We start from the raw sequence: 23375 nt of genomic DNA, 5'->3' as shown, positions 1-23375 counted from the left end.
GAACTACGAGGGGCAACGCCCCGCGTTCACGGCCGACTTACTTCTCCACCTCGGTGGCGAGCTTCGCGAGCACGGCGTCGTAGATCCGGGCGAGGCCCTTGGGCGCGAAGGTCTTCTCGAAGAAGCCGCCGATGCCGCCGGCGCCGTTCCACACGGTGGTGACGACGACGCGGGACTTGCCCTCGCCGGCCGGGGTGACCGTCCAGGTGGTGACCATGGAGGAGTTGCGGTCCTTCTCCACGAGCTGCCCGTCGGTGGGCTCGGTGACCTCCAGGAGGCAGTCGCGGACGCGCTTGCTGGTGGCCTGGAGCTTCCAGTGGACGAGGGTGCCCTCGCCGTCGCCGCCCTCGCGCACCTCGTACTCGCTGAAGTGCTCGGGCAGCAGCTTCGCGCGCGTGCCGCTGTAGTCGGCGAGGGCGTCGAACACCTTCTCCGCGTCCGCCGCGACGACCCGCTCAGTAGTGGCCTCGACCTGCGCCATCGATTTCCTCCAGGACTTGCGTTCTCGGGGTTGGGGCAAGCCAACCACCCCCGCCCACGGCCACCCAAATCGGGGTGCCCCAGGGCGGCACACAGGTGTCTCGAGGGCGTCGGAAGCGATCAGAAACAGGCCTTGCACGATAATTCGAACACGTGTTTCACTCTCGGGGTAGCGGCACCGAGGAGGCGTCATGCGCTGGGAGAACCTCACAGTGGAGTCCGGCGGCCACAGCCGGGCGGCCGACGCCGCGCTGTTCGGCGCGGACGCGGTCGTGAGCAGGACCTTCGACACGCCGGAGTTCCGCGGGATCACCTTCCACGAGGTGCGGGCCCGCTCGATCGTCAACCGGGTGCCGGGGGCGTCGCGGATGCCGTTCGAGTGGACGGTCAACCCCTACCGGGGGTGCTCGCACGCGTGCGTGTACTGCTTCGCCAGGAAGACGCACACCTATCTCGACCTCGACTCGGGGCTCGACTTCGACTCCCAGATCGTGGTCAAGGTGAACGCCCCGGAGGTGCTGCGCCGCCAGCTGGGCTCACGCCGCTGGCAGGGCGAGCACATCGCGATGGGCACCAACGTCGACTGCTACCAGCGGGCGGAGGGCCGCTACCGCCTGATGCCGGGCATCCTGTCCGCGCTGCGCGACCACGCCAACCCCTTCTCGATCCTGACCAAGGGCACGCTGATCCTGCGCGACCTGGACCTGATCGTGCAGGCGGCACAGGTGACGGACGTCGGCATCTCGGTCTCGGTCGGCTTCACCGACCCCGAGCTGTGGCGCACGGTGGAGCCGGGCACGCCCGCGCCGGAGCGCCGCCTGGAGGTGGTGCGCGCGTTCACGGACCACGGCATCGGGTGCGGTGTGCTGATGGCACCGGTGCTGCCGTTCCTGAGCGACCACCCGGGTCAACTGCGCGCCACCGTGCGCGCCATCGCGGCCTCGGGGGCCACGTCCGTCACCCCCCTGGTGCTGCACCTGCGCCCGGGCGCCCGCGAGTGGTTCATGGCCTGGCTGGCCGAGCGGCACCCGCATCTGGTGGCGCGCTACGAGCGCCTGTACGCGGACGGCGCGTACGCCCCGAAGTGGTACCAGCGCCGGATCACCCGTCAGGTGCACGAGCTGGCGCAGGAGTACGGGATCGGCCCCGCGCGCGCGGGGATGCCCCGGCGGATCCGGCCCCCGGAGCCGGCCGGGACGGACGTCGCCGAACCGACCCAACTTTCGCTGATCTGAGAGCAATCGAGCGCATCCGGCGGCCCGATCGGGTCAACTATCGCCACAACGAGTTCTTCCAGGTCCATGGGCCGGGACGATTCGGCGAGGACCGTGACCTTCACGGCCCGGCCCCTTCCGTCCTGGGAGGACTCCATGAGACAACGCGCAGCCGTGCTGTGCGCCGCCGTCGTCGTGGCCGCCACCGTCACGGCCGGCCCCGCCGACGCGAGCGCCCCGGGCACCGCGGACACCGTCCCCGCCGCGAGACTCGCCTGGAAGAGTTGCGGCACCACCGACTATCCGACGCTCCAGTGCGCGTCCCTCAAGGTCCCGCTCGACCACGACGACCCGCACGGCAAGCAGATCACCCTCGCCCTGTCGCGGGTGAAGCACACCACGAAGAAGAGCCTGGGCCCGCTGCTGGTCAACCCCGGCGGGCCGGGCGGCAGCGGCCTCACCCTCGCCGGGTTCGTGGCGTCCTCGCTGCCCAAGGCGGTCGCGTCCCGCTACGACGTCATCGGCTTCGACCCGCGCGGGGTGGGCAGAAGCAGGCCCGCCCTGAACTGCGCGCCGGGCCACTTCGACGCGGTGCGCCCCGACACCGTGCCGGCCACCCCCGCGACGGAGCGGGCCGGCCTGCGGCGCGCCAAGGCCTTCGCCGCCGCCTGCGGCCGCACGTACGCGAGCGTGCTGCCGTACATCGACACCGTCCAGACCGTGCGGGACATGGACGCGATCCGCGCGGCGACCGGGTACCGGAGGACCAGCTACTTCGGCTACTCCTACGGCACCTATCTGGGCGCCGTCTACGCCAAGCTCTTCCCCCAGCGCGTCAAGCGCATGGTCCTGGACTCGATCGTCGACCCGACGGGCGTCTGGTACGACGACAACCTCGCGCAGGACTACGCGTTCAACGACCGCCACCGGGCCCTGATGTCCTGGATCGCCAAGTACGACTCGACGTACAGGCTCGGCAAGGATCCGGAGCGGATCGAGGCCAAGTGGTACGCGATGCGCGGGGCGCTCGCGAAGAAGCCGGCCGGCGGCAAGGTGGGCGCCTCCGAACTGGAGGACACCTTCATCCCCGGCGGCTACTACAACGGCTACTGGCCCTACCTCGCCGAGGCGTTCGCGGCCTACGTGAACGACAAGAACGCCGATCCGCTGGTCGAGGCGTACGAGAACTTCGGCGCGCTCGACGCCTCGGGGGACAACGGCTACAGCGTCTACACCTCGGTGCAGTGCCGCGACGCGGGCTGGCCGCGGGACTGGAGGCAGTGGCACAAGGACACCTGGGAGGTGTACGACAAGGCACCCTTCATGGCGTGGAACAACGCCTGGTACAACGCGCCGTGCGCGTTCTGGCCGACGGACGCGGCGCGGCCCCTGAACATCGCCAACGGCAAGCTGCCGCCGGTGCTGCTGTTCCAGGCGACGAACGACGCGGCCACGCCGTACGAGGGCGGTGTGACGGTCCACCGGATGCTGGCCGGTTCGAGTCTCGTCGTCGAGGAGGGCGGCGGGAACCACGGCATCACGCTCAGCGGCAACGCCTGCCTGGACAAGCACCTCGCGGACTACCTGTCCGACGGCATGGTGCCGCGCGGCGCCGGGGAGATCGACGCGGTCTGCCGGAAGCTGCCCGATCCCAAGCCGCTGACCTCCTCGAAGGCGGCCTCGCCCTCGGCCCGCGGTTCGGCGCTGCACGGCCTGGTCGGCTTCCGCGGCTGACCCGTCGGGGGCCCGGTCGGGGGCGGGCGTTGTCAGACCCGTGGTCCACCATGGACGCATGAGTGAGCTGACCAGGATTCCCGCCCCCGACGGCGTCTTCCCCGCCGCCCAGTACAGCCACGTGGTCATGGGCACCGGCCGCCTCGTCGCCGTCGCGGGCCAGATCGCGGTGGACGAGGACGGCAAGCTCGTCGGCGAGGGTGACCCCGAGGCGCAGGCCCGCCAGGTCTTCGAGAACCTCCGCCGCTGTCTGGCCGCCGCCGGCGCCTCCTTCGACGACGTCGTCAAACTCACCTATTTCGTGACGGACATGGCCCATATGCCGGCGATCCGCGCGGCCCGTGCCGAGCACATACCCGACGACCGGCTGCCGGCCGCCTCGGCGGTGCAGGTCGCCGCGCTGGTCCGGCCGGAGTTCCTGCTGGAGATCGAGGCGCTCGCCGTGCTCGGCGGTCGGTGACGCCGTAGCGCCGTCCGGCTCCGCGTCACCGCTGGCGCGGGATGCGTGCCAGCGCCCGCACCGCCGCCTCCGCGAGGGCCGGGTGCGCCAGGGCCTCGTTGAGCACCGGCCGGGCGCGGGCGTCCTGGAGCGTGCCGAGCCCCTCCACGCAGGCGAGGGCCACCCGGCGGTAGGGATCGTGCGGACGCAGCCTGCGCTCCAGCGTCGTGATCAGCGCCGGCACGGACTCCGGGGCGCGCAGCTCCGCCAGGAGGCGGACCGGGTGCAGGGCGTAGGCGACGCGGAGTTCGTTGGTGGCGAGAGCGGCCGCCGCGCGGGCGGTGCGCGGGTCGCCGAGGCGGGCCAGGGCGTAGGAGGCGGAGGCGCAGCGCTGCGGGTCACGGTGGTTCAGCAGCAGGACGAGGGACTCGAAGGCGCGCCGGTCGCCGGCGAGGCCCAGCCGGAACGCGGCCAGCTCCCTGGCCCACAGCGGCTGCCCCGGCTCGGTGAGGACGCCGGCCAGCTCGTCGAGGTCTTCGGTCGCCGTGAGCCGCTGGTACGCGACGGACCCTCCGGACTCCTGCCGTAAACGCTCCGTGAGTGATCGCAACTCTTCGTCCATGGCACCGAGATTAGAGGGACCGTCGAGGGCTCGGGACGTACATCACAAACACGGGGTCTGGCGCGCTCGTTACCCACCGGTTAAGCTCATACGAGCGAGTTACCCACTCGCACCCCCTCGTGGCGGCCTGGTGACGCAGCCGTCGTGAGAGCAGTCGGTTCGGTACCTCATGTACCGCAGCACGACCCGGCCCCGGGACAGGGCCGGTCGGATTCCGCCGTTCGCTCCGGGCGTGTGCACGCCCATCGGCAACGGCACCGGGCGTGTGCGCTCGCAGCCCGGCAACACCCGCACTCATCCACGCACCCGGTGCGCCAGGGCACGGCTTCGGCCGGGCCGGTCTCGGCGCACCCGGGGGCGCTTCCAGTCGTCACCCTCATTCCTGGAGTCCGCGATGGCCACTCCCCTGTCCCAGCCCCCTCACTCCCCGCTCTCGACCGTTGCCGTCGTCGGTCTCGGCACGATGGGCACCGGCATCGCCGAGGTCCTCGCCAAGGCCGGCCGTCAGGTCGTCGGCATCGACATCAGCGAGGCCGCCGCCGCCAAGGCGGTCGCCGCCGTGGAGGCCGCCACCGCCCGCGCCGTGGAGAAGGGCCGGCTGACCGAGCAGGAACGCGCCGACGTCCTCGCCCGCGTGCGCATCTCCACCGACCTGCGCGCCGCGGCCGACGCCGACCTGGTCATCGAGGTCGTTCCGGAGTCGTACGAGATCAAGCACCAGATCTTCCGCGAGCTCGACACGATCGTGCGCCCGGAGACGATCCTGGCGACCGGCACCAACGCCCTGTCGGTGACCCGCCTGGCCGCCGACTCGGCCCGCCCCGAGCGCGTGCTCGGCCTGCACTTCTTCAACCCGGCGCCCGCGATGAAGCTGGTCGAGGTCGTCTCCTCGGTCCTGACCGCGCCCACCGCCGTCGCGGCCGTCACCGACCTCGCCCTCGACCTCGGCAAGGAGCCCGTCGCGGTCGGCGACCGGCCCGGATTCGTCGCCGACGGCCTGCTGTTCGGCTACCTCAACCAGGCCGCCGCGATGTACGAGGCGAAGTACGCCTCCCGTGAGGACATCGACGCCGCGATGCGGCTGGGCTGCGGTCTGCCGATGGGCCCGCTCGCCCTGCTCGACCTGATCGGCATCGACACCGCGCGCACGGTCCTGGAGGCCATGTACGCCGAGTCCCACGACCGGCTGCACGCGCCCGCGCCGATCCTCAAGCAGCTCAGCGAGGCCGGTCTGACCGGCCGCAAGTCGGGCCGCGGCTTCTACAGCTACGACGCTCCCGGCAGCGCGACGGTCGTGCCGGACGCCCTCACCCCCGCCTCCGGCGACCTGGCCGCGCCCGGCCGCCCGGTCCGCTCCGTCGGCGTCGCCGGCTCGGGCACCATGGCCTCCGGCATCGCCGAGGTCTTCGCCAAGGCCGGCTACGACGTCGTCCTGGCCGCCCGCAGCGAGGAGAAGGCGCAGACCGCCAAGGCCCGCATCGGCAAGTCCCTCTCCCGCTCGGTCGACAAGGGGCGGATGACGGCCGAGGCCGCCGCGCAGACCCTGGAGCGGATCACGCCGGCCGGGTCCTACGAGGCCTTCGCCGACGTCGACCTGGCCGTCGAGGCGGTCGCCGAGGACCTGGAGGTCAAGCAGCAGCTGTTCCAGGCGCTGGACAAGGTCTGCAAGCCGGGCGCGGTCCTGGCCACCACCACCTCCTCGCTGCCCGTCGTCGCCTGCGCCCGCGCCACCTCGCGTCCGCAGGACGTGATCGGCATGCATTTCTTCAACCCGGCGCCGGCGATGAAGCTCGTCGAGGTCGTGCGTACGGTGCTCACCGCCGAGGACGTCCACTCCACGGTCCGCGAGGTCTGCGTCAAGATCAGGAAGCACGCCGTCGACTGCGGCGACCGGGCCGGCTTCATCGTGAACGCGCTGCTCTTCCCATACCTCAACAACGCGATCAAGATGGTGCAGGAGCACTACGCGTCCCTGGACGACATCGACGCGGCGATGAAGCTGGGCGGCGGCTACCCGATGGGCCCCTTCGAGCTGCTGGACGTCGTCGGCCTCGACGTCTCGCTCGCCATCGAGAAGGTCCTGCACCGCGAGTTCCGCGACCCGGGCCTCGCTCCGGCCCCGCTCCTGGAGCACCTGGTGGCCGCGGGCTGCCTGGGCCGCAAGACCGGCCGCGGCTTCCGTGAGTATGCCCGCCGCTGACGGCGTCGGCGACTGGTTCAGAGGCGAGAAGGACTGGGGCGGACTGCTCGAGCCGGGCGGCCACCCCGCGTCCGCCGGACCCGGCGCTCCCCCGCCCGCGGCGGGCGGGGGAAGCCCGGTACATGCGCGCCAAGCTGCGCACATGCAGTACGTTCGGGTCATGTCCCAGCCCGCCAAGTCCTCACGTACACCAGCTACGCCCGACGCGCCGGAGAGTGCCGCAGGCAGCCGAGCCGCCGCCCAGCGGCTCAAGATGCGCCGAGAACTGGCGGCCGCGGCCATGGAGCTGTTCGCGACCAAGGGGTACGAGGCGACCACCGTCGACGAGATCGCGGCCGCGGCCGGGGTCGCCCGCCGCACCTTCTTCCGTCACTTCCGCTCCAAGGAAGAGGCGATCTTCCCCGACCACGACGACACCCTCATCCGGGCCGAGGCGGTGCTCAACGCGGCTCCCGCGCACGAGCACCCGCTGGACACGGTGTGCCGGGGCATCAAGGAAGTCATGCGGATGTACGCGGCCCGGCCGGAGATCTCGGTCGCCCGCTACAAGCTGACGCGCGAGGTGCCCACCCTGCGCGAGGCGGAGATCGCGTCGGTGGCGCGCTACGAACGCCTCTTCACCCGCTACCTCCTGGGCCACTTCGACGAGCACGCGCACGACGACGACGCCAACGACGACCCGCTGCTGGCGGAGGTCGCCGCGTCCGCGGTGGTCACCGCCCACAACCACGTCCTCAGGCGCTGGCTGCGGGCCGGCGGGCAGGGGGACGTGGAGGCGCAGCTCGACCACGCCTTCGCGATCGTGCGCAAGACGTTCGGGACCGGCATCGGGGCCGGCCGCTCCGGCGCGCCGAAGCCCGCCGCCTCCCCCGCCTCGGTGTCCGCCCAGGGCGAGGTCCTGGTGGCGGTGGCGCGTACCGACGCGCCCCTGGACGAGGTCATGCGCACCATCGAGCAGGCCCTCAAGGAGCGCTGAAACGGCGGATCGCGCTGTGATGACGGCCACCCTTCGGGGTGGCCGTTTTGCCATGTCAGGGCACCTTTTCGCGCGGATTTCAGAGGCAGTTCGATCGATCATCGCTCATTTGTTACGTAAAGATTTCACCTGAGAGCAAGTCCTGGCACTCAGTGCCTTGTCACGTGACACGCGGTGTCATACCTTGAAGGAGTCCGGGCGGCCGGCGTGCAGACCACGCGCACGTCGGCTGTCCCCTCAAGCCCATGGCTTGCGCGCCCGGACGCCTGCGTCACAGGCACCCTCCCGCGCCACAAAGCGCTGCCGAACAGCACGACCGCCGAACCGACGGCACCTTCGAAAACCCTCAGCAGCACACCGACGTGACCCTCAGCGTCTCCCCTCAAGACGCCATTCGCCGGAGGCAACACCGTGACCGTGAAGGACATCCTGGACGCGATCCAGTCGACCGACTCGACGGCGGCGGACTTCGCCGCTCTGCAGCTCCCCGAGTCGTACCGCGCGATGACCGTGCACAAGGACGAGACGGAGATGTTCGCGGGCATGGAGACCCGCGAGAAGGATCCCCGCAAGTCGCTGCACCTCGACGAGGTGCCCCTGCCCGAACTCGGCCCGGGCGAGGCCCTGGTGGCCGTCATGGCCTCCTCGGTCAACTACAACTCCGTGTGGACCTCGATCTTCGAGCCGCTGTCCACCTTCGGGTTCCTGGAGCGCTACGGCCGCACCAACGAGCTCGCCAAGCGGCACGACCTGCCGTACCACATCATCGGCTCCGACCTCGCGGGCGTCGTCCTGCGCACCGGCCCGGGCGTCAACGCCTGGCGGCCCGGCGACGAGGTCGTCGCGCACTGCCTGTCCGTCGAGCTGGAGTCCTCCGACGGCCACAACGACACGATGCTCGACCCCGAGCAGCGCATCTGGGGCTTCGAGACGAACTTCGGCGGCCTCGCCGAGATCGCGCTCGTCAAGTCCAACCAGCTGATGCCGAAGCCCGGCCACCTCTCCTGGGAGGAGGCCGCGGCCCCCGGCCTGGTCAACTCCACCGCCTACCGGCAGCTGGTCTCCCGCAACGGCGCCGGTATGAAGCAGGGCGACAACGTCCTGATCTGGGGCGCGAGCGGCGGACTCGGCTCCTACGCCACCCAGTTCGCGCTGGCCGGCGGCGCCAACCCGATCTGTGTCGTCTCCAGCGACCAGAAGGCGGACATCTGCCGCTCGATGGGCGCCGAGGCGATCATCGACCGCAACGCCGAGGGCTACAAGTTCTGGAAGGACGAGAACACCCAGGACCCCAAGGAGTGGAAGCGCTTCGGCAAGCGCATCCGTGAGCTCACCGGCGGCGAGGACATCGACATCGTCTTCGAGCACCCCGGCCGCGAGACCTTCGGCGCCTCCGTGTTCGTCACCCGCAAGGGCGGCACCATCACCACCTGCGCCTCGACCTCCGGCTACATGCACGAGTACGACAACCGCTACCTGTGGATGTCCCTGAAGCGGATCATCGGCTCGCACTTCGCCAACTACCGCGAGGCCTGGGAGGCCAACCGGCTGATCGCGAAGGGCAAGATCCACCCGACGCTGTCGAAGACCTACTCCCTCGAGGAGACCGGGCAGGCCGCCTACGACGTGCACCGCAACCTCCACCAGGGCAAGGTCGGCGTGCTGTGCCTCGCCCCCGAGGAAGGCCTCGGCGTGCGCGACGAGGAGATGCGCGCCAAGCACATCGACGCCATCAACCGCTTCCGCAACATCTGAGACACCCGGGGTCATAGATGACTGAGCGTCAGAACGCCGAAGCGGCGAGGGTGAAGGACCGGCCGTGGCTCATGCGCACGTACGCCGGGCACTCCACGGCCGAGGCGTCCAACGAGCTGTACCGGCGCAACCTCGCCAAGGGGCAGACGGGCCTGTCCGTGGCCTTCGACCTGCCCACGCAGACCGGCTACGACTCCGACCACATCCTCGCCCGCGGCGAGGTGGGCCGGGTCGGCGTGCCGATCGCGCACCTCGGTGACATGCGCCGGCTGTTCCAGGACATCCCCCTGGAGCAGATGAACACCTCGATGACGATCAACGCCACCGCCATGTGGCTGCTGGCGCTCTACCAGGTCGTCGCCGAGGAGCAGGGTGCGGACATCACCAAGCTCCAGGGCACGACCCAGAACGACATCGTCAAGGAATACCTCTCGCGAGGGACCCATGTCTTCCCGCCGGAGCCCTCACTCCGGCTGACGACGGACATGATCGCGTACACGGTCTCCCACATCCCGAAGTGGAACCCGATCAACATCTGCAGCTACCACCTGCAGGAGGCGGGCGCCACGCCGGTCCAGGAGATCGCGTACGCGATGTCCACCGCGATCGCGGTTCTCGACGCCGTGCGCGATTCAGGGCAGGTCCCCGCCGAGAAGTTCGGGGACGTCGTGGCCCGCATCTCCTTCTTCGTGAACGCGGGTGTCCGCTTCGTCGAGGAGATGTGCAAGATGCGAGCGTTCGGGCGGATCTGGGAGAAGATCACGCTCGAGCGGTACGGCATCGAGAACCCCAAGCAGCGCCGCTTCCGGTACGGCGTCCAGGTCAACTCCCTCGGACTGACCGAGGCGCAGCCGGAGAACAACGTCCAGCGGATCGTGCTGGAGATGCTGGCGGTGACCCTCTCCAAGGACGCACGCGCGCGTGCCGTGCAGCTTCCCGCCTGGAACGAGGCGCTGGGTCTGCCCCGCCCCTGGGACCAGCAGTGGTCGCTGCGGATGCAGCAGGTGCTCGCCTACGAGAGCGACCTGCTGGAGTACGACGACATCTTCGAGGGCTCGAAGGTGATCGAGGGCAAGGTCGGCCGGCTCGTCGAGGACTCCCTCGCCGAGATCGAGCGGATCCAGGAGATGGGCGGCGCGATGGCCGCCGTCGAGTCCGGCTACCTCAAGTCGCAGCTCGTCTCCTCGCACGCCGAGCGGCGCGCCCGGATCGAGTCCGGCCAGGAGAAGATCGTCGGCGTCAACATCTTCGAGACGACCGAGCCGAACCCGCTGACGGCCGATCTCGACACGGCGATCCAGACGGTGGACCCGGCCGTCGAGGCACGGGTGATCGCGGGCCTGCAGCACTGGCGCGACACCCGCTACCAGCCGCCCTTCAACCACCCGCGCCCGTGCAAGGCGCTGGAGCGGCTGAAGGAGGCCGCCAAGGGCACCGACAACCTCATGGAGGCCACCCTGGAGTGCGCCCGCGCCGGTGTCACGACCGGCGAGTGGGCCGGGGCCCTGCGCGAGGTGTTCGGCGAGTTCCGGGCGCCGACGGGGGTCTCCTCCGCGCCGGTCGCGGTGGCCGCCGAGGCGGGCTCCGCGCTCGGCGAGGTGCGGCGCAAGGTCGACGCCACCGCCCGCGACCTCGGTGTCGGCAAGCTGCGGTTCCTGGTCGGCAAGCCCGGCCTGGACGGGCACTCCAACGGCGCCGAGCAGATCGCCGTCCGCGCCCGCGACGCCGGCTTCGAGGTGGTCTACCAGGGCATCCGCCTGACGCCGGAGCAGATCGTGGACGCCGCCCTCGCCGAGGACGTGCACGCGGTCGGCCTGTCCATCCTCTCCGGCTCGCACGCGCAGCTCGTGCCGGACGTCCTGGAGCGGCTGCGTGTGGCCGGTGCCACAGACATCCCCGTCATCGCCGGTGGGATCATCCCCAATGGAGATGCCGAGCAGCTCAGGGCCGCCGGAGTGGCTGCCGTCTTCACCCCGAAGGACTTCGACATCACCGGGATCATCGGCCGCATCGTCGACGAGATCCGGAAAGCGAACAAGCTCGACCCTCTGGAGGTCCCCGCATGACGACCGTCAACCGCCTTCGCCCCCGGCGCTCCTGCCTGGCGGTACCGGGATCCAACCCCCGGTTCCTGGAGAAGGCCCAGGGCCTCCCGGCGGACCAGGTCTTCCTCGACCTGGAGGACGCGTGCGCACCGCTCGCCAAGCCCGAGGCGCGGCACACCATCGTGAAGTTCCTCAACGAGGGTGACTGGACCGGCAAGACGAGGGTCGTGCGGGTCAACGACTGGACGACCGAGTGGACGTACCGCGACGTCGTCACGGTCGTCGAGGGCGCCGGCCAGAACCTCGACTGCATCATGCTGCCGAAGGTGCAGACCGCCCAGCAGGTCGTCGCCCTCGACCTGCTGCTGACGCAGATCGAGAAGACGATGGGCTTCGAGGTCGGCAAGATCGGCATCGAGGCGCAGATCGAGAACGCGCAGGGCCTGAACAACGTCAACGAGATCGCGCAGGCCTCCCCGCGCGTCGAGACGATCATCTTCGGCCCGGCCGACTTCATGGCCTCCATCAACATGAAGTCGCTGGTCGTGGGCGAGCAGCCGCCCGGCTACCCGGCGGACGCCTACCACTACATCCTGATGAAGATCCTGATGGCCGCGCGTGCCAACAACCTCCAGGCGATCGACGGCCCCTACCTGCAGATCCGCAACGTCGAGGGCTACCGCGAGGTCGCCCAGCGCGCCGCCGCGCTCGGCTTCGACGGCAAGTGGGTGCTGCACCCGGGCCAGGTCGAGGCGTCCAACGAGATCTTCTCGCCCTCCCAGGAGGACTACGACCACGCCGAGCTGATCCTGGACGCGTACGACTACTACACGTCCGAGGCGGGCGGCAAGAAGGGCTCGGCGATGCTCGGCGACGAGATGATCGACGAGGCCAGCCGCAAGATGGCGCTGGTCATCTCCGGCAAGGGCCGGGCCGCCGGCATGCAGCGCACGTCGAAGTTCGAGATCCCGGAGGCCTGAGCGCGATGCAGTTCGGACGCACCTACGAGGAGTTCGAGGTCGGGGCGACGTACAAGCACTGGCCGGGCAAGACGGTCACGGAGTACGACGACCACCTGTTCTGTCTCCTCACCATGAACCACCACCCGCTCCACATGGACACCAACTATGCGGAGAAGACGACGGACTTCGGCAAGAACGTCGTCGTGGGCAACTACATCTACTCCCTGCTGCTCGGCATGTCCGTGCCGGACGTCTCCGGCAAGGCGATCGCCAACCTGGAGATCGAGTCGCTCCGGCACGTGGCGCCGACCTTCCACGGCGACACGATCTACGGCCAGACGACCGTGCTCGACAAGTGGCCCTCGAAGTCGAAGAACGACCGCGGGATCGTCCACGTCGAGACCAAGGGTTACAAGCAGGACGGCACGCTGGTCTGCGTCTTCCGCCGCAAGGTGATGGTGCCGACCGAGACGTACATCAAGGAGCGCGGCGGCGAGCAGCCCGGCCGCCCGGAACTTCAGGAGGGCTGAGCCCCATGGCGCGCCTCGCCCAGACCGCCGGTCTGACCGACATCCAGCAGGAGATCCTCTCCACGGTCCGCGACTTCGTGGACAAGGAGATCATCCCGGTCGCCACCGAGCTGGAGCACCGCGACGAGTACCCGCAGGCGATCGTCGACGGCCTCAAGGAACTCGGCCTGTTCGGCCTGATGATCCCCGAGGAGTACGGGGGCCTGGGCGAGTCGCTCCTCACCTACGCCCTGTGCGTGGAGGAGATCGCCCGCGGCTGGATGTCGGTCTCCGGCATCATCAACACCCACTTCATCGTGGCGTACATGCTCAAGCAGCACGGCACGCAGGAGCAGAAGGACCACTTCCTGCCGCGCATGGCGGCCGGCGACATCCGCGGCGCCTTCTCCATGTCGGAGCCGGGCCTCGGTTCGGACGTGTCCGCCATCACCTCCAAGGCGGTCAAGGACGGCGACGAATACGTCCTCAACGGCCAGAAGATGTGGCTGACCAACGGCGGAACGTCAAGTCTGGTCGCCGTACTCGTCCGAAGTGATGAAGGACACCCCGAGGGCACCGCGCCCCACAAGTCGATGACGACCTTCCTCGTCGAGAAGGAGCCCGGCTTCGGAGAGGTACGCCCCGGCCTCACCATCCCCGGGAAGATCGACAAGATGGGCTACAAGGGTGTCGACACCACCGAGCTGATCATGGATGGCCTGCGGATTCCGGCCGATCGGGTGCTCGGCGGCGTCACCGGCCGAGGTTTTTACCAAATGATGGACGGCGTCGAGGTTGGGCGCGTGAATGTGGCGGCGCGTGGTTGCGGCGTCGCTCAGCGTGCCTTCGAACTCGGCGTCCAGTACGCCCAGCAGCGTCACACTTTCGGCAAGCCGATCGCCCAGCACCAGGCGATCCAGTTCAAGCTCGCCGAGATGGCTACCAAGGTCGAGGCCGCGCATGCGATGATGGTGAACGCCGCACGCAAAAAGGACTCCGGGGAACGTAACGACCTTGAGGCCGGCATGGCGAAGTACCTCGCCTCCGAGTACTGCAAGGAGGTCGTGGAGGACGCGTTCCGGATTCACGGTGGCTACGGCTTCTCGAAGGAGTACGAGATCGAGCGTCTCTACCGTGAGGCACCGATGCTCCTCATCGGTGAAGGTACCGCCGAGATCCAGAAAATGATCATCGGTCGCAGGCTGCTCGAAGAGTATCGATTCCAGGGCTAGATGTCCGGATACGGGGTGTTTTCTTGGAGAAGAAGATCACACCCCGTCAACACTCTTCGGCGGCCGACTCGGCTTCCTGGCTTGCCCAGTTGTGGCCGTCGCCCGGTACGATCCCCGGAAAGCCGCCGTCCCCCGTTACAGCGCGGCATCATCCGCTACGAAGGTCATCCATGCCCCACAGCCAAACCTCTGCACCACGCGACAGCCTGGCAGGCGTACGTCTTGCGCGCGGAGCATCGCCGTGGCTTCTCCCGACCGTCGCCACCGCAGCCCTCAGCCTGGCCCGCGCCCGCCGCTCCGGCGTCGCCAAGGCCGTGGCCGTACCCGCGACCGCGCTCGCGGCCGGCATGCTGTGGTTCTTCCGCGACCCCGAGCGCGAGATCGCCCCGGGCCGGGTCATCTCCCCCGCCGACGGTGTGGTGCAGAGCATCATGCCGTGGAAGGACGGCCGCACCCGCGTCGCGATCTTCATGAGCCCGCTGAACGTCCACGTCAACCGCGCGCCGCTCTCCGGCACGGTGACGTCGGTCGAGCACATCCCCGGCGGGTTCGTTCCGGCGTTCAACAAGGAGAGCGAGAACAACGAGCGCGTCGTCTGGCACTTCGACACCGAGCTCGGCGACATCGAGATGATCCAGATCGCCGGCGCGGTGGCCCGCCGCATCGTCCCCTACATCCCGCAGGGCACGAAGGTCGAGCAGGGCGACCGGATCGGCCTGATCCGTTTCGGCTCGCGTGTCGACATCTACCTGCCGGAGGGCGTGGAGGTCGCGGTCGAGGTCGGTCAGAAGACCGTGGCTGGGGTGACTCGCATTGACCGTGATTGATCCTGATACCCAGGCGGGCTGGGTGCCCGGGGCGGACGAGGTCGACGACGAGGAGGAGATGCCTCTTTCTCTCCGCCTCTCGATAGCGGACACCCTCACCCTCGGCAACGCCACGTGCGGCTTCATGGCGGTGTACTTCACCACCACCGGCATCCTGATCCCGCACCTGACCGGCGACCAGGAGACCGGCATGGCCCGCCACAGCGCGGCCACGGCGGTCATCCTGATGCTCTGCGCCGCGGTCTTCGACCTGTTCGACGGTCTGGTCGCGCGCAAGCTGCGCTCCTCCCCCATGGGCGCGGAGCTGGACAACCTCTCCGACCTGATCAGCTTCGGCCTGGCGCCGGCGTACTTCGTCCTCGTCTACGGCATGGTCGCCGACGACGCGCACCAGAGAGTGGCGGCGGTCGGGGCAATCGTGGTGCTCCTGGCCGTCGTGCTGCGACTGGCACGCTTCTCCTGCGTGACCGTCCCGAACGGGATGTTCCAGGGCATGCCCTCGCCGTTCGGCGCGCTGACGGTCGTGTCGATCGTCCTGCTGGAGCTGCCCTTCGTGGCAACCCTGCTGGCGATCCTGGGCACCGCCTGGCTGATGGTGAGCCGGGTCGAGTACCCGAAGCCGCGCGGCCGCCTCGCGGTCGCGATGCTGTCCTGGATCGTCGTGTCCATGGGTCTGCTCGCCGCCTGGGCCTTCGACGCCCCCGGCGGCCAGCTGCTCCTGCAGACGGGCTGTGCGCTGCAGCTGGTCACGGGCGCGGTCATCCCGCTGTTCGCCACGGCCCGCCGGGTGAACAACTTCCGCGGCAACCGCCGCGAGGCCCGCGCGGCACAGCTGCCGTAGCGGACGCTGTCGTACGACGGCGAAGGGCCCCGAGCCGGACGGCTCGGGGCCCTCGTCGTACCCGGGGGCAAGCCTCAGGCCGGGACGTCACGCCCTCAGGTCAGGAAGTCCCGCCCGATCTGCTCCGCCACCCGCTCCAGGATCGGGCCGGCGTCCGCGATGCACTTCGCCACGTCCGGTTCGATCTCCGTCAGGGCGTACGCCCGGCGGATGCCCGCCCGGCCGAGGGCCTCCGGCGGCAGGGCGAGCCGTCCGCAGACCGCGACGACCTCCTTGTCCGCCGCGCGGGCCGCCGCGGCGACGCCGGCCGGGGCCTTGCCGTGCAGGGTCTGCTCGTCCAGGGAGCCCTCGCCGGTGATCACCAGGTCCGCCCGCTCCAGTGCCGGGGCGAAGCCCAGCACGTCGAGCATGACCTCGATGCCGGCGCGGAAGCGGGCGCCGAGCAGAAGGGCGCCGTAGCCGATGCCGCCCGCCGCGCCCGCTCCCGGGGAGGCCGCGTGCTCGGCCGCCGTCGGGCCCACCGTCTCCTCCAGCACCTTCGCGTAGTGCGCGAGGGCCGAGTCCAGGGCCGCCACGTCGTCCGGGGAGGCGCCCTTCTGCGGGCCGTACACGGCCGGGGCGCCCTTCGGGCCGGTCAGGGGGTTGTCGACGTCGCTGGCCAGGACCAGTTCCACGTCGGCGAACCGCGGGTCCAGGCCCGACAGGTCCGCCGTGGCCAGGTCGCCCAGGCCGCCGCCGCCCGGCGGGACCGGCTCGCCCTCCGCGTCGAGGAAGCGGGCGCCGAGCGCCGACAGCATGCCGGCGCCGCCGTCGGTGGTCGCGCTGCCGCCGACGCCGAACACGATGGTGCGGGCGCCCGCGTCGAGGGCGGCCCGCAGCAGCTCGCCGGAGCCGTACGTGGAGGCCGTCAGCGGCGCGAAGACGCCGCGGGGCAGCCGCTGCAGCCCGCTCGCCTCCGCCATCTCCACGACCGCCGTGTCGCCGCGCAGCGCGAAGGCCGCGGTCACCTCGTGGCCGAGGGGGCCGGCGACGCGCACCTCCCGCCGCTCGAAACCGGCGGCGACCGCCGCGTCCACCGTTCCGTCGCCGCCGTCGGCGACCGGCAGCGACGCCACCTCCACGGCCGGCACGACCCGGCGCAGGCCGGCGGTCACCCGCTCGGCGACCTGCACGGCCGTCAGCGACCCCTTGAACTTGTCCGCGGCGATGAGCACGCGCTGTGTCACCTGTTTTCCCCTCGCTCTCCGGGCCTCGCGCACGTCAAGGCCAGTCGCGCCGCTGCGACCTTAACCGGAGCAGACCCCCGCCGTCATGCACCGCCCAGAGCCTGAGAACGGCGTGGGAGCACCGTACGAGCGCCGTGGGGGGCGCCTGTGCGGACGTCCGAAACCGCACACGCGCGCCCGGAATTGGGTAAACCGGAAGCATGACCCCTGTGGGCACCGAGCAAGAGCTCTCCGACCGCGTCCTCGGAGGCTGGCTGGGCCGGATCGCGGGCAACATGCTCGGCAAGCCGGTCGAGCAGGGCGACCTGTGGACGCGGGACCGGATCGACCGTTATCTGCGGCAGGCGGCCGCCCTGCCCCTGACCGACTACCTCCCCGAGCCGGCCGTCGAGAGCGACGGCTTCGAGCTGCGCCCCGAGTGGCGCCAGTGCGTCCGCGGCCGCATCCACGGCAGCTGCCGCGACGACGACGTCGACTACGCCATCCTCGGCCTGGACCTGCTGGAGACCCACGGCTTCGGCTTCAGCACCGAGCAGGTGGGCGACCTGTGGCTGCTGAGACTGCCGTACCTGCAGACGTTCACCGCGGAGCGGGCGGCGTACCGCAATCTCGCGAACGGTCTCAAACCGCCGCTGACCGCGACCTACGACAACCCCTACCAGGAGTGGATCGGCGCCCTGATCCGCGCCGACATCTACGGCTGGACCTGTCCCGGCGCCCCGCGCCGGGCCGCCTCCCTCGCCCGCCGGGACGCGGTGCTGTCGCACACCGGCAACGGCGTGTACGGCGCGATGTGGGCGGCGGCGCTGATCTCGGCGGCGTTCACGGCGCCGACGGTCCGGCACGCGGTGGACGCCGCGCTGGCCGTGATCCCGGCGAGCAGCCGCCTGGCCCGCACCGTGCGCCGGGTCGTCTCGCTCCACGACACCCGGATGACCTGGGAGGACACGCTGACGACGGTCGCCGAGGAGACGGCCGGGCTCGGCTGGATCCACACCGTCCCCAACGCCGCGGTGCTGACCGCGGGCCTGCTGTACGGCGACGGGGACTTCACCCGCACCATCACGCTCACCGTCCGCGGCGGCCTGGACACCGACTCCAACGGCGCGACGGCGGGCTCGGTGGCCGGCGTCCTGACCGGGGCTGCCGCGATCCCGCCCCAGTGGACGGAGCCGCTGGAGGACACCGTGCGCAGCGCGGTCTTCGGCTTCGACGGCGCCCGCATCAGCGACCTGGCACGGCGGACGGTGCGGCTGGTGGGCGAGGAGGAGTGAGGCGGTGGCTGGTTACCCTTCCTGGATGAGCAGCTCTGAAGACTTCGCCGCGTACGTCGCGGGTCTGCCCCGCATCCTCTCCGGTGCCGCCGCCCTGTTCCGTGACACGGCGGGCCGGGTCCTGCTCGTCGAGCCCAACTACCGCGACGGCTGGGCGCTGCCCGGCGGCACGATCGAGTCCGACGACGGCGAGACCCCGCGCCAGGGCGCGCGCCGCGAGACGCTGGAGGAGATCGGCCTCGACCGCGAGCTCGGGCGCCTGCTCGCGGTGGACTGGGTGTACCGGCCGGGCTGGCCTCCGCTGGTGGCGTACCTCTACGACGGCGGCGTCCTCGGCGAGGACGAGCTGAAGGCGATCCGGCTGCAGGAGGAGGAACTGCTGTCCTGGCGGCTGGTGGAGCGCGCGGACCTCGGCGACTACCTCCTGGGCACCCTCGGCGGCCGCGTCCTGGCCGCCCTGGACGTCCTGGCCGAGGGCTCGGGGACGGCGGAGCTGGAGAACGGGCGGCGGGTGGACTGACCCTGCCCGTGCGCCGGTGCGCGGCTCAGGGGCCGCCGAGTTCGGCGACGAGGCCGGGGTCCCGCAGGCCGGGCAGGTCGTATCCCCGCTCCTCGTCCCAGGGGATGTCCAGATCGTCCAGGTGCACGTGCCAGTCGGCGTCCGGCAGGGCCCGGCGCAGCTCCGTCAGCGAGTCGAGCACCGCCGCCAGGACCGGGAGCATACGGCCGGGGTCCAGCGGCATCTTGGTGGACCCGGCGAGCAGCTCGTCCGGCTCGTCGGCGTTCCTGTCGTACAGGGTGAGGCACTCCTGGTCGTCGTAGGGGAACGCGGCCAGGTGCGCGGTGACGACGCGCTCCACCTCGGCCGACTCGGTCTCGGTCGGCGGCAGGGCGCGGCGTGCGCGGTAGTAGAGGGAGACGCTCATGTGCCGAGCGTAGGGGCGGGGTCCGACAGCGGCCGATATCCGTTGGCCGGGCCCGGACCGCGCGATCTACCCTCGGTGCCATGTCCAAGCCCCTCGTCGCCGTCCTGAGCGGCGCCGGCATCTCCACCGACTCGGGCATTCCCGACTACCGCGGGCCGAACGGGCTGTGGCGGCGGGACCCGGAGGCCGAGAAGCTCGTGACGTACGAGTACTACATGGGCGATCCGGAGATCCGGCGGCGGTCGTGGCGGATGCGGCTCGAGAGCGAGGCGCTGGGCGCCGAGCCCAACGCGGCGCACCGGGCCGTGGCCGAGCTGGAGCGGTCCGGGGTGCCGGTGAGGGTCATCACGCAGAACGTGGACGGGCTGCACCAGCTCGCCGGTATGCCCGCGCGCAAGGTGCTGGAGCTGCACGGCACCGCACGGCAGGTGGTGTGCACGGCCTGCCAGGCCCGTGGGTCCATGGAGGACGCCCTCGCCCGGGTCGAGGCCGGGGAGGCGGACCCCCCGTGCCTCGAGTGCGGCGGCATCCTGAAGTCGGCGACCGTGATGTTCGGCGAACGGCTCGACCCGGAGGTACTGAGCCAGGCCGTCGCCGTCACCAAGGCGTGCCAGGTGTTCATCGCCGTCGGCAGCAGCCTTCAGGTGCAGCCCGCCGCCGGGCTCGCCGGTGTCGCCGCCGACCACGGCGCCCGGCTGATCATCGTCAACGCCGAGCCGACGCCGTACGACGAGATCGCGGACGAGGTGGTGCGGGAGCCGATCGGGACCGCGCTGCCGAGACTGCTGCGCACGCTGGGCGACGAGGGCGTACCGGCGACCCCGCTTCCGTAGTCCTCGCGGCCGGCTAGAAGAGCGCCGAGCCCCGCTCGAAGTCCAGCAGCCGTCGCTTGCGGGGAAGGCCGCCGCCGTAGCCGGTGAGGCTGCCGTCGGCGCCGACGACGCGGTGGCAGGGGACGATGATGCCGATGGGGTTCTTGCCGTTGGCGAGGCCGACGGCGCGGGAGGCGCCGGGGCTGCCGAGGGCGTCGGCGAGTTCGCCGTAGGAGCGGGTCTCGCCGTAGGGGATGCGGCGGAGCTGGTCCCAGACCGTGCGCTGGAACGGGGTTCCTCGGAGGTGGAGTTCGAGGGTGAACTCCTTCAACTCCCCGGTGAAATAGGCGTTCAGCTGGTCCTTCGCCTCGCCGAGGAGGCTGTCGTCGCGGTCACCGAAGGTCTCCTGCGGCGGGCGGTGGCGCTGGTCGGTCATGTAGAGGCCGCAGAGGGTGCCGTCCTCGGCGACGAGGGTGAGGGGGCCGTAGGGGCTGTCGGTGACGGTGTGTCGTCTCACTGGATGTCCCTGCTTCTTCGCTACACGGGGAGGAAGTTGATCGGGTGGCTGTCGGTCGCCCACAGGTACTGGACGGCGTACGCCCGCCAGGGCCGCCAGGTAGCCGCGCGGGCCGTGAGGGCCGCCGGGGTGGAGGGCAGGCCCAACTCCTGGGCGGCGCGCCGGATTCCGAGGTCGGTGGGGAGGAAGGCGTCGGGGTCGCCGAGGGCGCGCATCGCGATGACGTCCGTCGTCCAGGGGCCGAAGCCGGGGAGGGCGAGGAGGCGCGCGCGGGTCTCCGGCCAGTCGCTCTCCGGGCCCAAGTGGATGGTTCCTGACGCCAGTTCGGTGACGAGGGTGGTGAAGGTGGTGCGGCGGCTGCGGGGCATCGCCAGGGTCTCGGGGTCGACGGCGGCCAGGGCCTCGGGGGCCGGGAAGAGATGGGTGAGACCGCCTTCGGGATCGTCCACCGCCTCGCCGTGGGCGGTGACCAGGCGGGCCGCGTGGGTGCGGGCCGCGGCCGTGGAGACCTGCTGGCCGAGGACCGCCCGTACGGCGAACTCCGGCTCGTCGACGGTCCGCGGGACGCGCCGGCCGGGGGCCTTGTCGACGAGCGGGGCGAGCAGCGGGTCCGCGCGCAGCTGCTCGTCGATCGCGACCGGGTCGGCGTCCAGGTCGAGCATGCGGCGGCAGCGGCTGATGGCGACGGGCAGGTCGCGCAGGTCGCTGAGGGTGAGGCGGCAGGCGATGTGGTCCGGCCGCGGAGTGAGGGAGGCGATGCCGTGGCCGTAGGGCAGGCGGAGCGTGCGGCGGTAGGCGCCGTCGCGCCACTCCTCGACGCCGGGTACGGCCGTCGCGGCCAGGTGGCCGAAGAGGTTGTCGGGGTTGAGCGGGGCGCGGAAGGGGAGCCGGAGGGTCAGCGTGCCGGGCGTGGTGGCCGGGTTCCTGGTCTTCGGCAGGCGGGCGCGCAGCTCGCTCGGGGAGAGGGCGAAGACCTCGCGGACGGTGTCGTTGAAGGTGCGGATCGAGGAGAACCCGGCCGCGAAGGCGATCTCCGCCATGGGCAGCGGGGTCGTCTCGATCAACAGGCGTGCCGTCTGGGCGCGTTGGGCGCGGGCCAGGGCGAGGGGGCCCGCGCCGAGTTCGGCGAGCAGCTGGCGTTCGACCTGCCGGGTGCTGTAGCCGAGGCGGGCGGCGAGGCCGGGGACGCCGTCGCGGTCGACGACGCCGTCGGCGATCAGGCGCATGGCGCGGGCCACGAGGTCGGCCCGCTGGTTCCACTCCGGGGAGCCGGGGCTGGTGTCCGGGCGGCAGCGCTTGCAGGCGCGGAAGCCGGCCTGCTGGCAGGCGGCCGCGCTCGGGTAGAAGGTCATGTTCTCGGGCTTGGGCGGGACGACCGGGCAGCTGGGCCGGCAGTAGATGCGGGTCGTCAGGACCGCCGTGAAGAACCAGCCGTCGAAGCGGGCGTCCTTGGAGCGGACGGCCCGCACACAGCGCTCTCGGTCGGTGTGCATCCCGTTCTGCATGTCTCCAGCATCGGCGACGGACGCGGGCCGGGCTGGCGAGAATCCGACATCGACGTGGATTGCCCTGGGACGGCGCGGATCACGGGAAGGACCGCCGGTGCGTGCTGGGCCGTTCGGATGCCGGGGCCCGCTGGGTAGGATGCCCGCATGGGTCATGGAGCCGCCGCAGCGCAGGACGTCACCGAGCGCGTCCGTCTGGACGCGGGCAACGTCGCGAAGGTGGCGACCACGCTCCAGGCCCTGTCGACCCCATCCCGGCTGCTGATCCTCGCGCGGCTGCGCGAGGGGCCGCTGCCGGCCACCGAGCTGGCCGCCGAGGTGGGCATGGAACAGTCCGCGTGCTCGCACCAGTTGCGGCTGCTGCGGAACCTGGGCCTGGTCGTCGGTGAGCGCCGCGGGCGGTCGGTCGTGTACGCGCTGCACGACCACCATGTCGCCGAGCTCCTCGACCAGGCCGTCTACCACGTCGAGCACCTGCGGCTGGGGATCAGTGACGCCGGGGAGTGACCCCGCGCGCCGGCGGATGTGGCCCTTGTACGCCGCCGGGTTCACCACCGCCTTCGGAGCGCACGGCATCGCCGCGAACCTCGGCGGCGCCGGCCGGGACGCCGTCACCTCGCTGCTGGTCCTGGGCGGTCTGCTCGCCCTGTACGACGGTGCCGAGGTGCTGCTGAAGCCGGTGTTCGGCACGGTCGCCGACCGGGTCGGAGCGCGGCCGGTCCTGCTGGGCGGACTCGTGGGCTTCGCCGTCGCGTCCGCGGTGTACGTCCTCGCGGACAGCCCCGGATGGCTGTGGGCGGCGCGGCTGGGGCAGGGCGCGGCGGCGTCCGCGTTCTCGCCGGCCGCCTCGGCGCTGGTGTCGCGGCTCAATCCGGCGGCGAAGCAGGGGCGGGCGTTCGGCAGTTACGGCTTCTACAAGTCGATCGGCTACACGCTGGGTCCGCTGCTGGGCGGGGTGCTGGTGTGGGCGGGCGGGCTACGGCTGCTGTTCACGGTGCTGGCGGTGCTCGGTGCGGCCGTCGCCGTGTGGGCGCTGGTCGCCGTACCCGTCGTGCCGCCGCTCCCCCGGGCCCGGCAGACCGTGCTGGATCTCGCGCGCCGGCTCGCCGACCCGGCGTTTCTCGTGCCGACGGCAGCGCTCGCGGGCGCGACGGCCGCGCTGTCGGTCGGCGTGGGGTTCCTGCCGGTGTCCGGCAGGGTGGCGGGGCTCGGGACGGTGGCCACGGGGGCCGCGGTGTCGGTGCTGGCCGCCTGCGCGGCGGTCGTCCAGCCGCGGGCC

The 23375-nt window shown here is 71.1% G+C and carries 23 protein-coding genes; 17 read left to right on the top strand and 6 right to left on the bottom strand.

Annotated features, from left to right (window positions below; translation table 11 throughout):
- Positions 1-37: 37 nt before the first annotated feature.
- On the bottom strand, positions 38-481 hold the full coding sequence (locus M8J74_RS11310) for an SRPBCC family protein (RefSeq protein WP_058922158.1): 444 nt from the start codon (positions 479-481) through the stop codon (positions 38-40).
- A gap of 190 nt (positions 482-671) precedes the next feature.
- Here M8J74_RS11310 and M8J74_RS11305 point away from each other — a divergent pair, with 190 nt between their 5' ends.
- From M8J74_RS11305 to M8J74_RS11295, 3 genes are all read left to right on the top strand, one after another.
- On the top strand, positions 672-1715 hold the full coding sequence (locus M8J74_RS11305; protein WP_058922159.1) for an Rv2578c family radical SAM protein: 1044 nt from the start codon (positions 672-674) through the stop codon (positions 1713-1715).
- A gap of 135 nt (positions 1716-1850) precedes the next feature.
- On the top strand, positions 1851-3428 hold the full coding sequence (locus M8J74_RS11300) for an alpha/beta hydrolase (RefSeq protein ID WP_249836228.1): 1578 nt from the start codon (positions 1851-1853) through the stop codon (positions 3426-3428).
- 58 nt (positions 3429-3486) lie between these two features.
- A complete protein-coding gene (locus M8J74_RS11295) occupies positions 3487-3888 on the top strand; it encodes a RidA family protein (RefSeq protein WP_249836227.1) in 402 nt (133 codons plus the stop codon).
- A gap of 25 nt (positions 3889-3913) precedes the next feature.
- Here the strand turns inward: M8J74_RS11295 and M8J74_RS11290 are convergent, their stop codons facing one another.
- Positions 3914-4489, bottom strand: a complete 576-nt coding sequence (locus M8J74_RS11290; protein ID WP_249836226.1) for an adenylosuccinate lyase — start codon at positions 4487-4489, stop codon at positions 3914-3916.
- A 394-nt stretch (positions 4490-4883) separates the two neighbouring features.
- On the opposite strand from M8J74_RS11290, the gene M8J74_RS11285 reads away from it, so the two are divergent.
- From M8J74_RS11285 to pssA, 9 genes are all read left to right on the top strand, one after another.
- A complete protein-coding gene (locus M8J74_RS11285; RefSeq protein WP_249836225.1) occupies positions 4884-6689 on the top strand; it encodes a 3-hydroxyacyl-CoA dehydrogenase family protein in 1806 nt (601 codons plus the stop codon).
- A gap of 160 nt (positions 6690-6849) precedes the next feature.
- A complete protein-coding gene (locus tag M8J74_RS11280) occupies positions 6850-7665 on the top strand; it encodes a TetR family transcriptional regulator (RefSeq protein ID WP_203237646.1) in 816 nt (271 codons plus the stop codon).
- Positions 7666-8076: 411 nt separating this feature from the next.
- Positions 8077-9420 carry a crotonyl-CoA carboxylase/reductase gene (ccrA, locus tag M8J74_RS11275; RefSeq protein WP_249836224.1) on the top strand — a complete coding sequence of 448 codons (1344 nt, stop codon included), beginning with the start codon at positions 8077-8079 and terminating at the stop codon, positions 9418-9420.
- Between the two features lie 17 nt (positions 9421-9437).
- Positions 9438-11486 carry an ethylmalonyl-CoA mutase gene (locus M8J74_RS11270; protein ID WP_249836223.1) on the top strand — a complete coding sequence of 683 codons (2049 nt, stop codon included), beginning with the start codon at positions 9438-9440 and terminating at the stop codon, positions 11484-11486.
- The gene (locus tag M8J74_RS11265; protein ID WP_073891846.1) at positions 11483-12445 is read left to right on the top strand and encodes an HpcH/HpaI aldolase/citrate lyase family protein; all 963 of its coding nucleotides are present in this window, start codon (positions 11483-11485) and stop codon (positions 12443-12445) included. The genes M8J74_RS11270 and M8J74_RS11265 overlap by 4 nt, the downstream gene beginning before the upstream one ends.
- Before the next feature lie 5 nt (positions 12446-12450).
- Positions 12451-12957 carry a MaoC family dehydratase gene (locus M8J74_RS11260; RefSeq protein ID WP_249836222.1) on the top strand — a complete coding sequence of 169 codons (507 nt, stop codon included), beginning with the start codon at positions 12451-12453 and terminating at the stop codon, positions 12955-12957.
- Between the two features lie 5 nt (positions 12958-12962).
- Positions 12963-14168 (top strand): acyl-CoA dehydrogenase family protein, encoded by a 1206-nt coding sequence (locus M8J74_RS11255; protein ID WP_058922169.1) that lies wholly within the window; start codon positions 12963-12965, stop codon positions 14166-14168.
- A 170-nt stretch (positions 14169-14338) separates the two neighbouring features.
- Positions 14339-14995 carry a phosphatidylserine decarboxylase gene (locus M8J74_RS11250; RefSeq protein ID WP_058922170.1) on the top strand — a complete coding sequence of 219 codons (657 nt, stop codon included), beginning with the start codon at positions 14339-14341 and terminating at the stop codon, positions 14993-14995.
- Positions 14996-15017: 22 nt separating this feature from the next.
- Positions 15018-15836 (top strand): CDP-diacylglycerol--serine O-phosphatidyltransferase, encoded by an 819-nt coding sequence (gene pssA / locus M8J74_RS11245; protein ID WP_058922171.1) that lies wholly within the window; start codon positions 15018-15020, stop codon positions 15834-15836.
- Between the two features lie 95 nt (positions 15837-15931).
- On the opposite strand, the gene M8J74_RS11240 is transcribed toward pssA, so the two are convergent.
- Positions 15932-17062 carry a glycerate kinase gene (locus M8J74_RS11240; protein ID WP_249836221.1) on the bottom strand — a complete coding sequence of 377 codons (1131 nt, stop codon included), beginning with the start codon at positions 17060-17062 and terminating at the stop codon, positions 15932-15934.
- 200 nt (positions 17063-17262) lie between these two features.
- Here M8J74_RS11240 and M8J74_RS11235 point away from each other — a divergent pair, with 200 nt between their 5' ends.
- Both M8J74_RS11235 and M8J74_RS11230 read left to right on the top strand, forming a co-directional pair.
- The gene (locus tag M8J74_RS11235; protein ID WP_249836220.1) at positions 17263-18336 is read left to right on the top strand and encodes an ADP-ribosylglycohydrolase family protein; all 1074 of its coding nucleotides are present in this window, start codon (positions 17263-17265) and stop codon (positions 18334-18336) included.
- A 25-nt stretch (positions 18337-18361) separates the two neighbouring features.
- Complete coding sequence (locus tag M8J74_RS11230; protein ID WP_249836219.1) at positions 18362-18856, top strand: NUDIX domain-containing protein; 495 nt, start codon at positions 18362-18364, stop codon at positions 18854-18856.
- 25 nt (positions 18857-18881) lie between these two features.
- Here the strand turns inward: M8J74_RS11230 and M8J74_RS11225 are convergent, their stop codons facing one another.
- The gene (locus tag M8J74_RS11225) at positions 18882-19262 is read right to left on the bottom strand and encodes a hypothetical protein (RefSeq protein ID WP_249836218.1); all 381 of its coding nucleotides are present in this window, start codon (positions 19260-19262) and stop codon (positions 18882-18884) included.
- Positions 19263-19342: 80 nt separating this feature from the next.
- Between M8J74_RS11225 and M8J74_RS11220 the strand changes: the two genes are divergently transcribed.
- A complete protein-coding gene (locus M8J74_RS11220) occupies positions 19343-20095 on the top strand; it encodes an SIR2 family NAD-dependent protein deacylase (protein WP_249836217.1) in 753 nt (250 codons plus the stop codon).
- A gap of 13 nt (positions 20096-20108) precedes the next feature.
- Here the strand turns inward: M8J74_RS11220 and M8J74_RS11215 are convergent, their stop codons facing one another.
- Both M8J74_RS11215 and M8J74_RS11210 read right to left on the bottom strand, forming a co-directional pair.
- Complete coding sequence (locus M8J74_RS11215) at positions 20109-20591, bottom strand: methylated-DNA--[protein]-cysteine S-methyltransferase (RefSeq protein ID WP_249836216.1); 483 nt, start codon at positions 20589-20591, stop codon at positions 20109-20111.
- Positions 20592-20611: 20 nt separating this feature from the next.
- On the bottom strand, positions 20612-22096 hold the full coding sequence (locus M8J74_RS11210) for an AlkA N-terminal domain-containing protein (RefSeq protein ID WP_283948044.1): 1485 nt from the start codon (positions 22094-22096) through the stop codon (positions 20612-20614).
- Positions 22097-22243: 147 nt separating this feature from the next.
- On the opposite strand from M8J74_RS11210, the gene M8J74_RS11205 reads away from it, so the two are divergent.
- Together M8J74_RS11205 and M8J74_RS11200 are read left to right on the top strand one after the other, a co-directional pair.
- Positions 22244-22603 carry an ArsR/SmtB family transcription factor gene (locus M8J74_RS11205; RefSeq protein ID WP_058922177.1) on the top strand — a complete coding sequence of 120 codons (360 nt, stop codon included), beginning with the start codon at positions 22244-22246 and terminating at the stop codon, positions 22601-22603.
- 16 nt (positions 22604-22619) lie between these two features.
- A partial coding sequence (locus M8J74_RS11200; protein ID WP_249836314.1) for an MFS transporter occupies positions 22620-23375 on the top strand: 756 nt, incomplete at its 3' end.

Origin of the sequence: Streptomyces panaciradicis (genome assembly GCF_023516615.1) — a bacterium.
Taxonomy (GTDB): Bacteria; Actinomycetota; Actinomycetes; order Streptomycetales; family Streptomycetaceae; genus Streptomyces; species Streptomyces panaciradicis.
The sequence above is the reverse complement of the archived record's forward strand: the minus strand, read 5'-3'. Positions and strand labels throughout refer to the sequence as shown.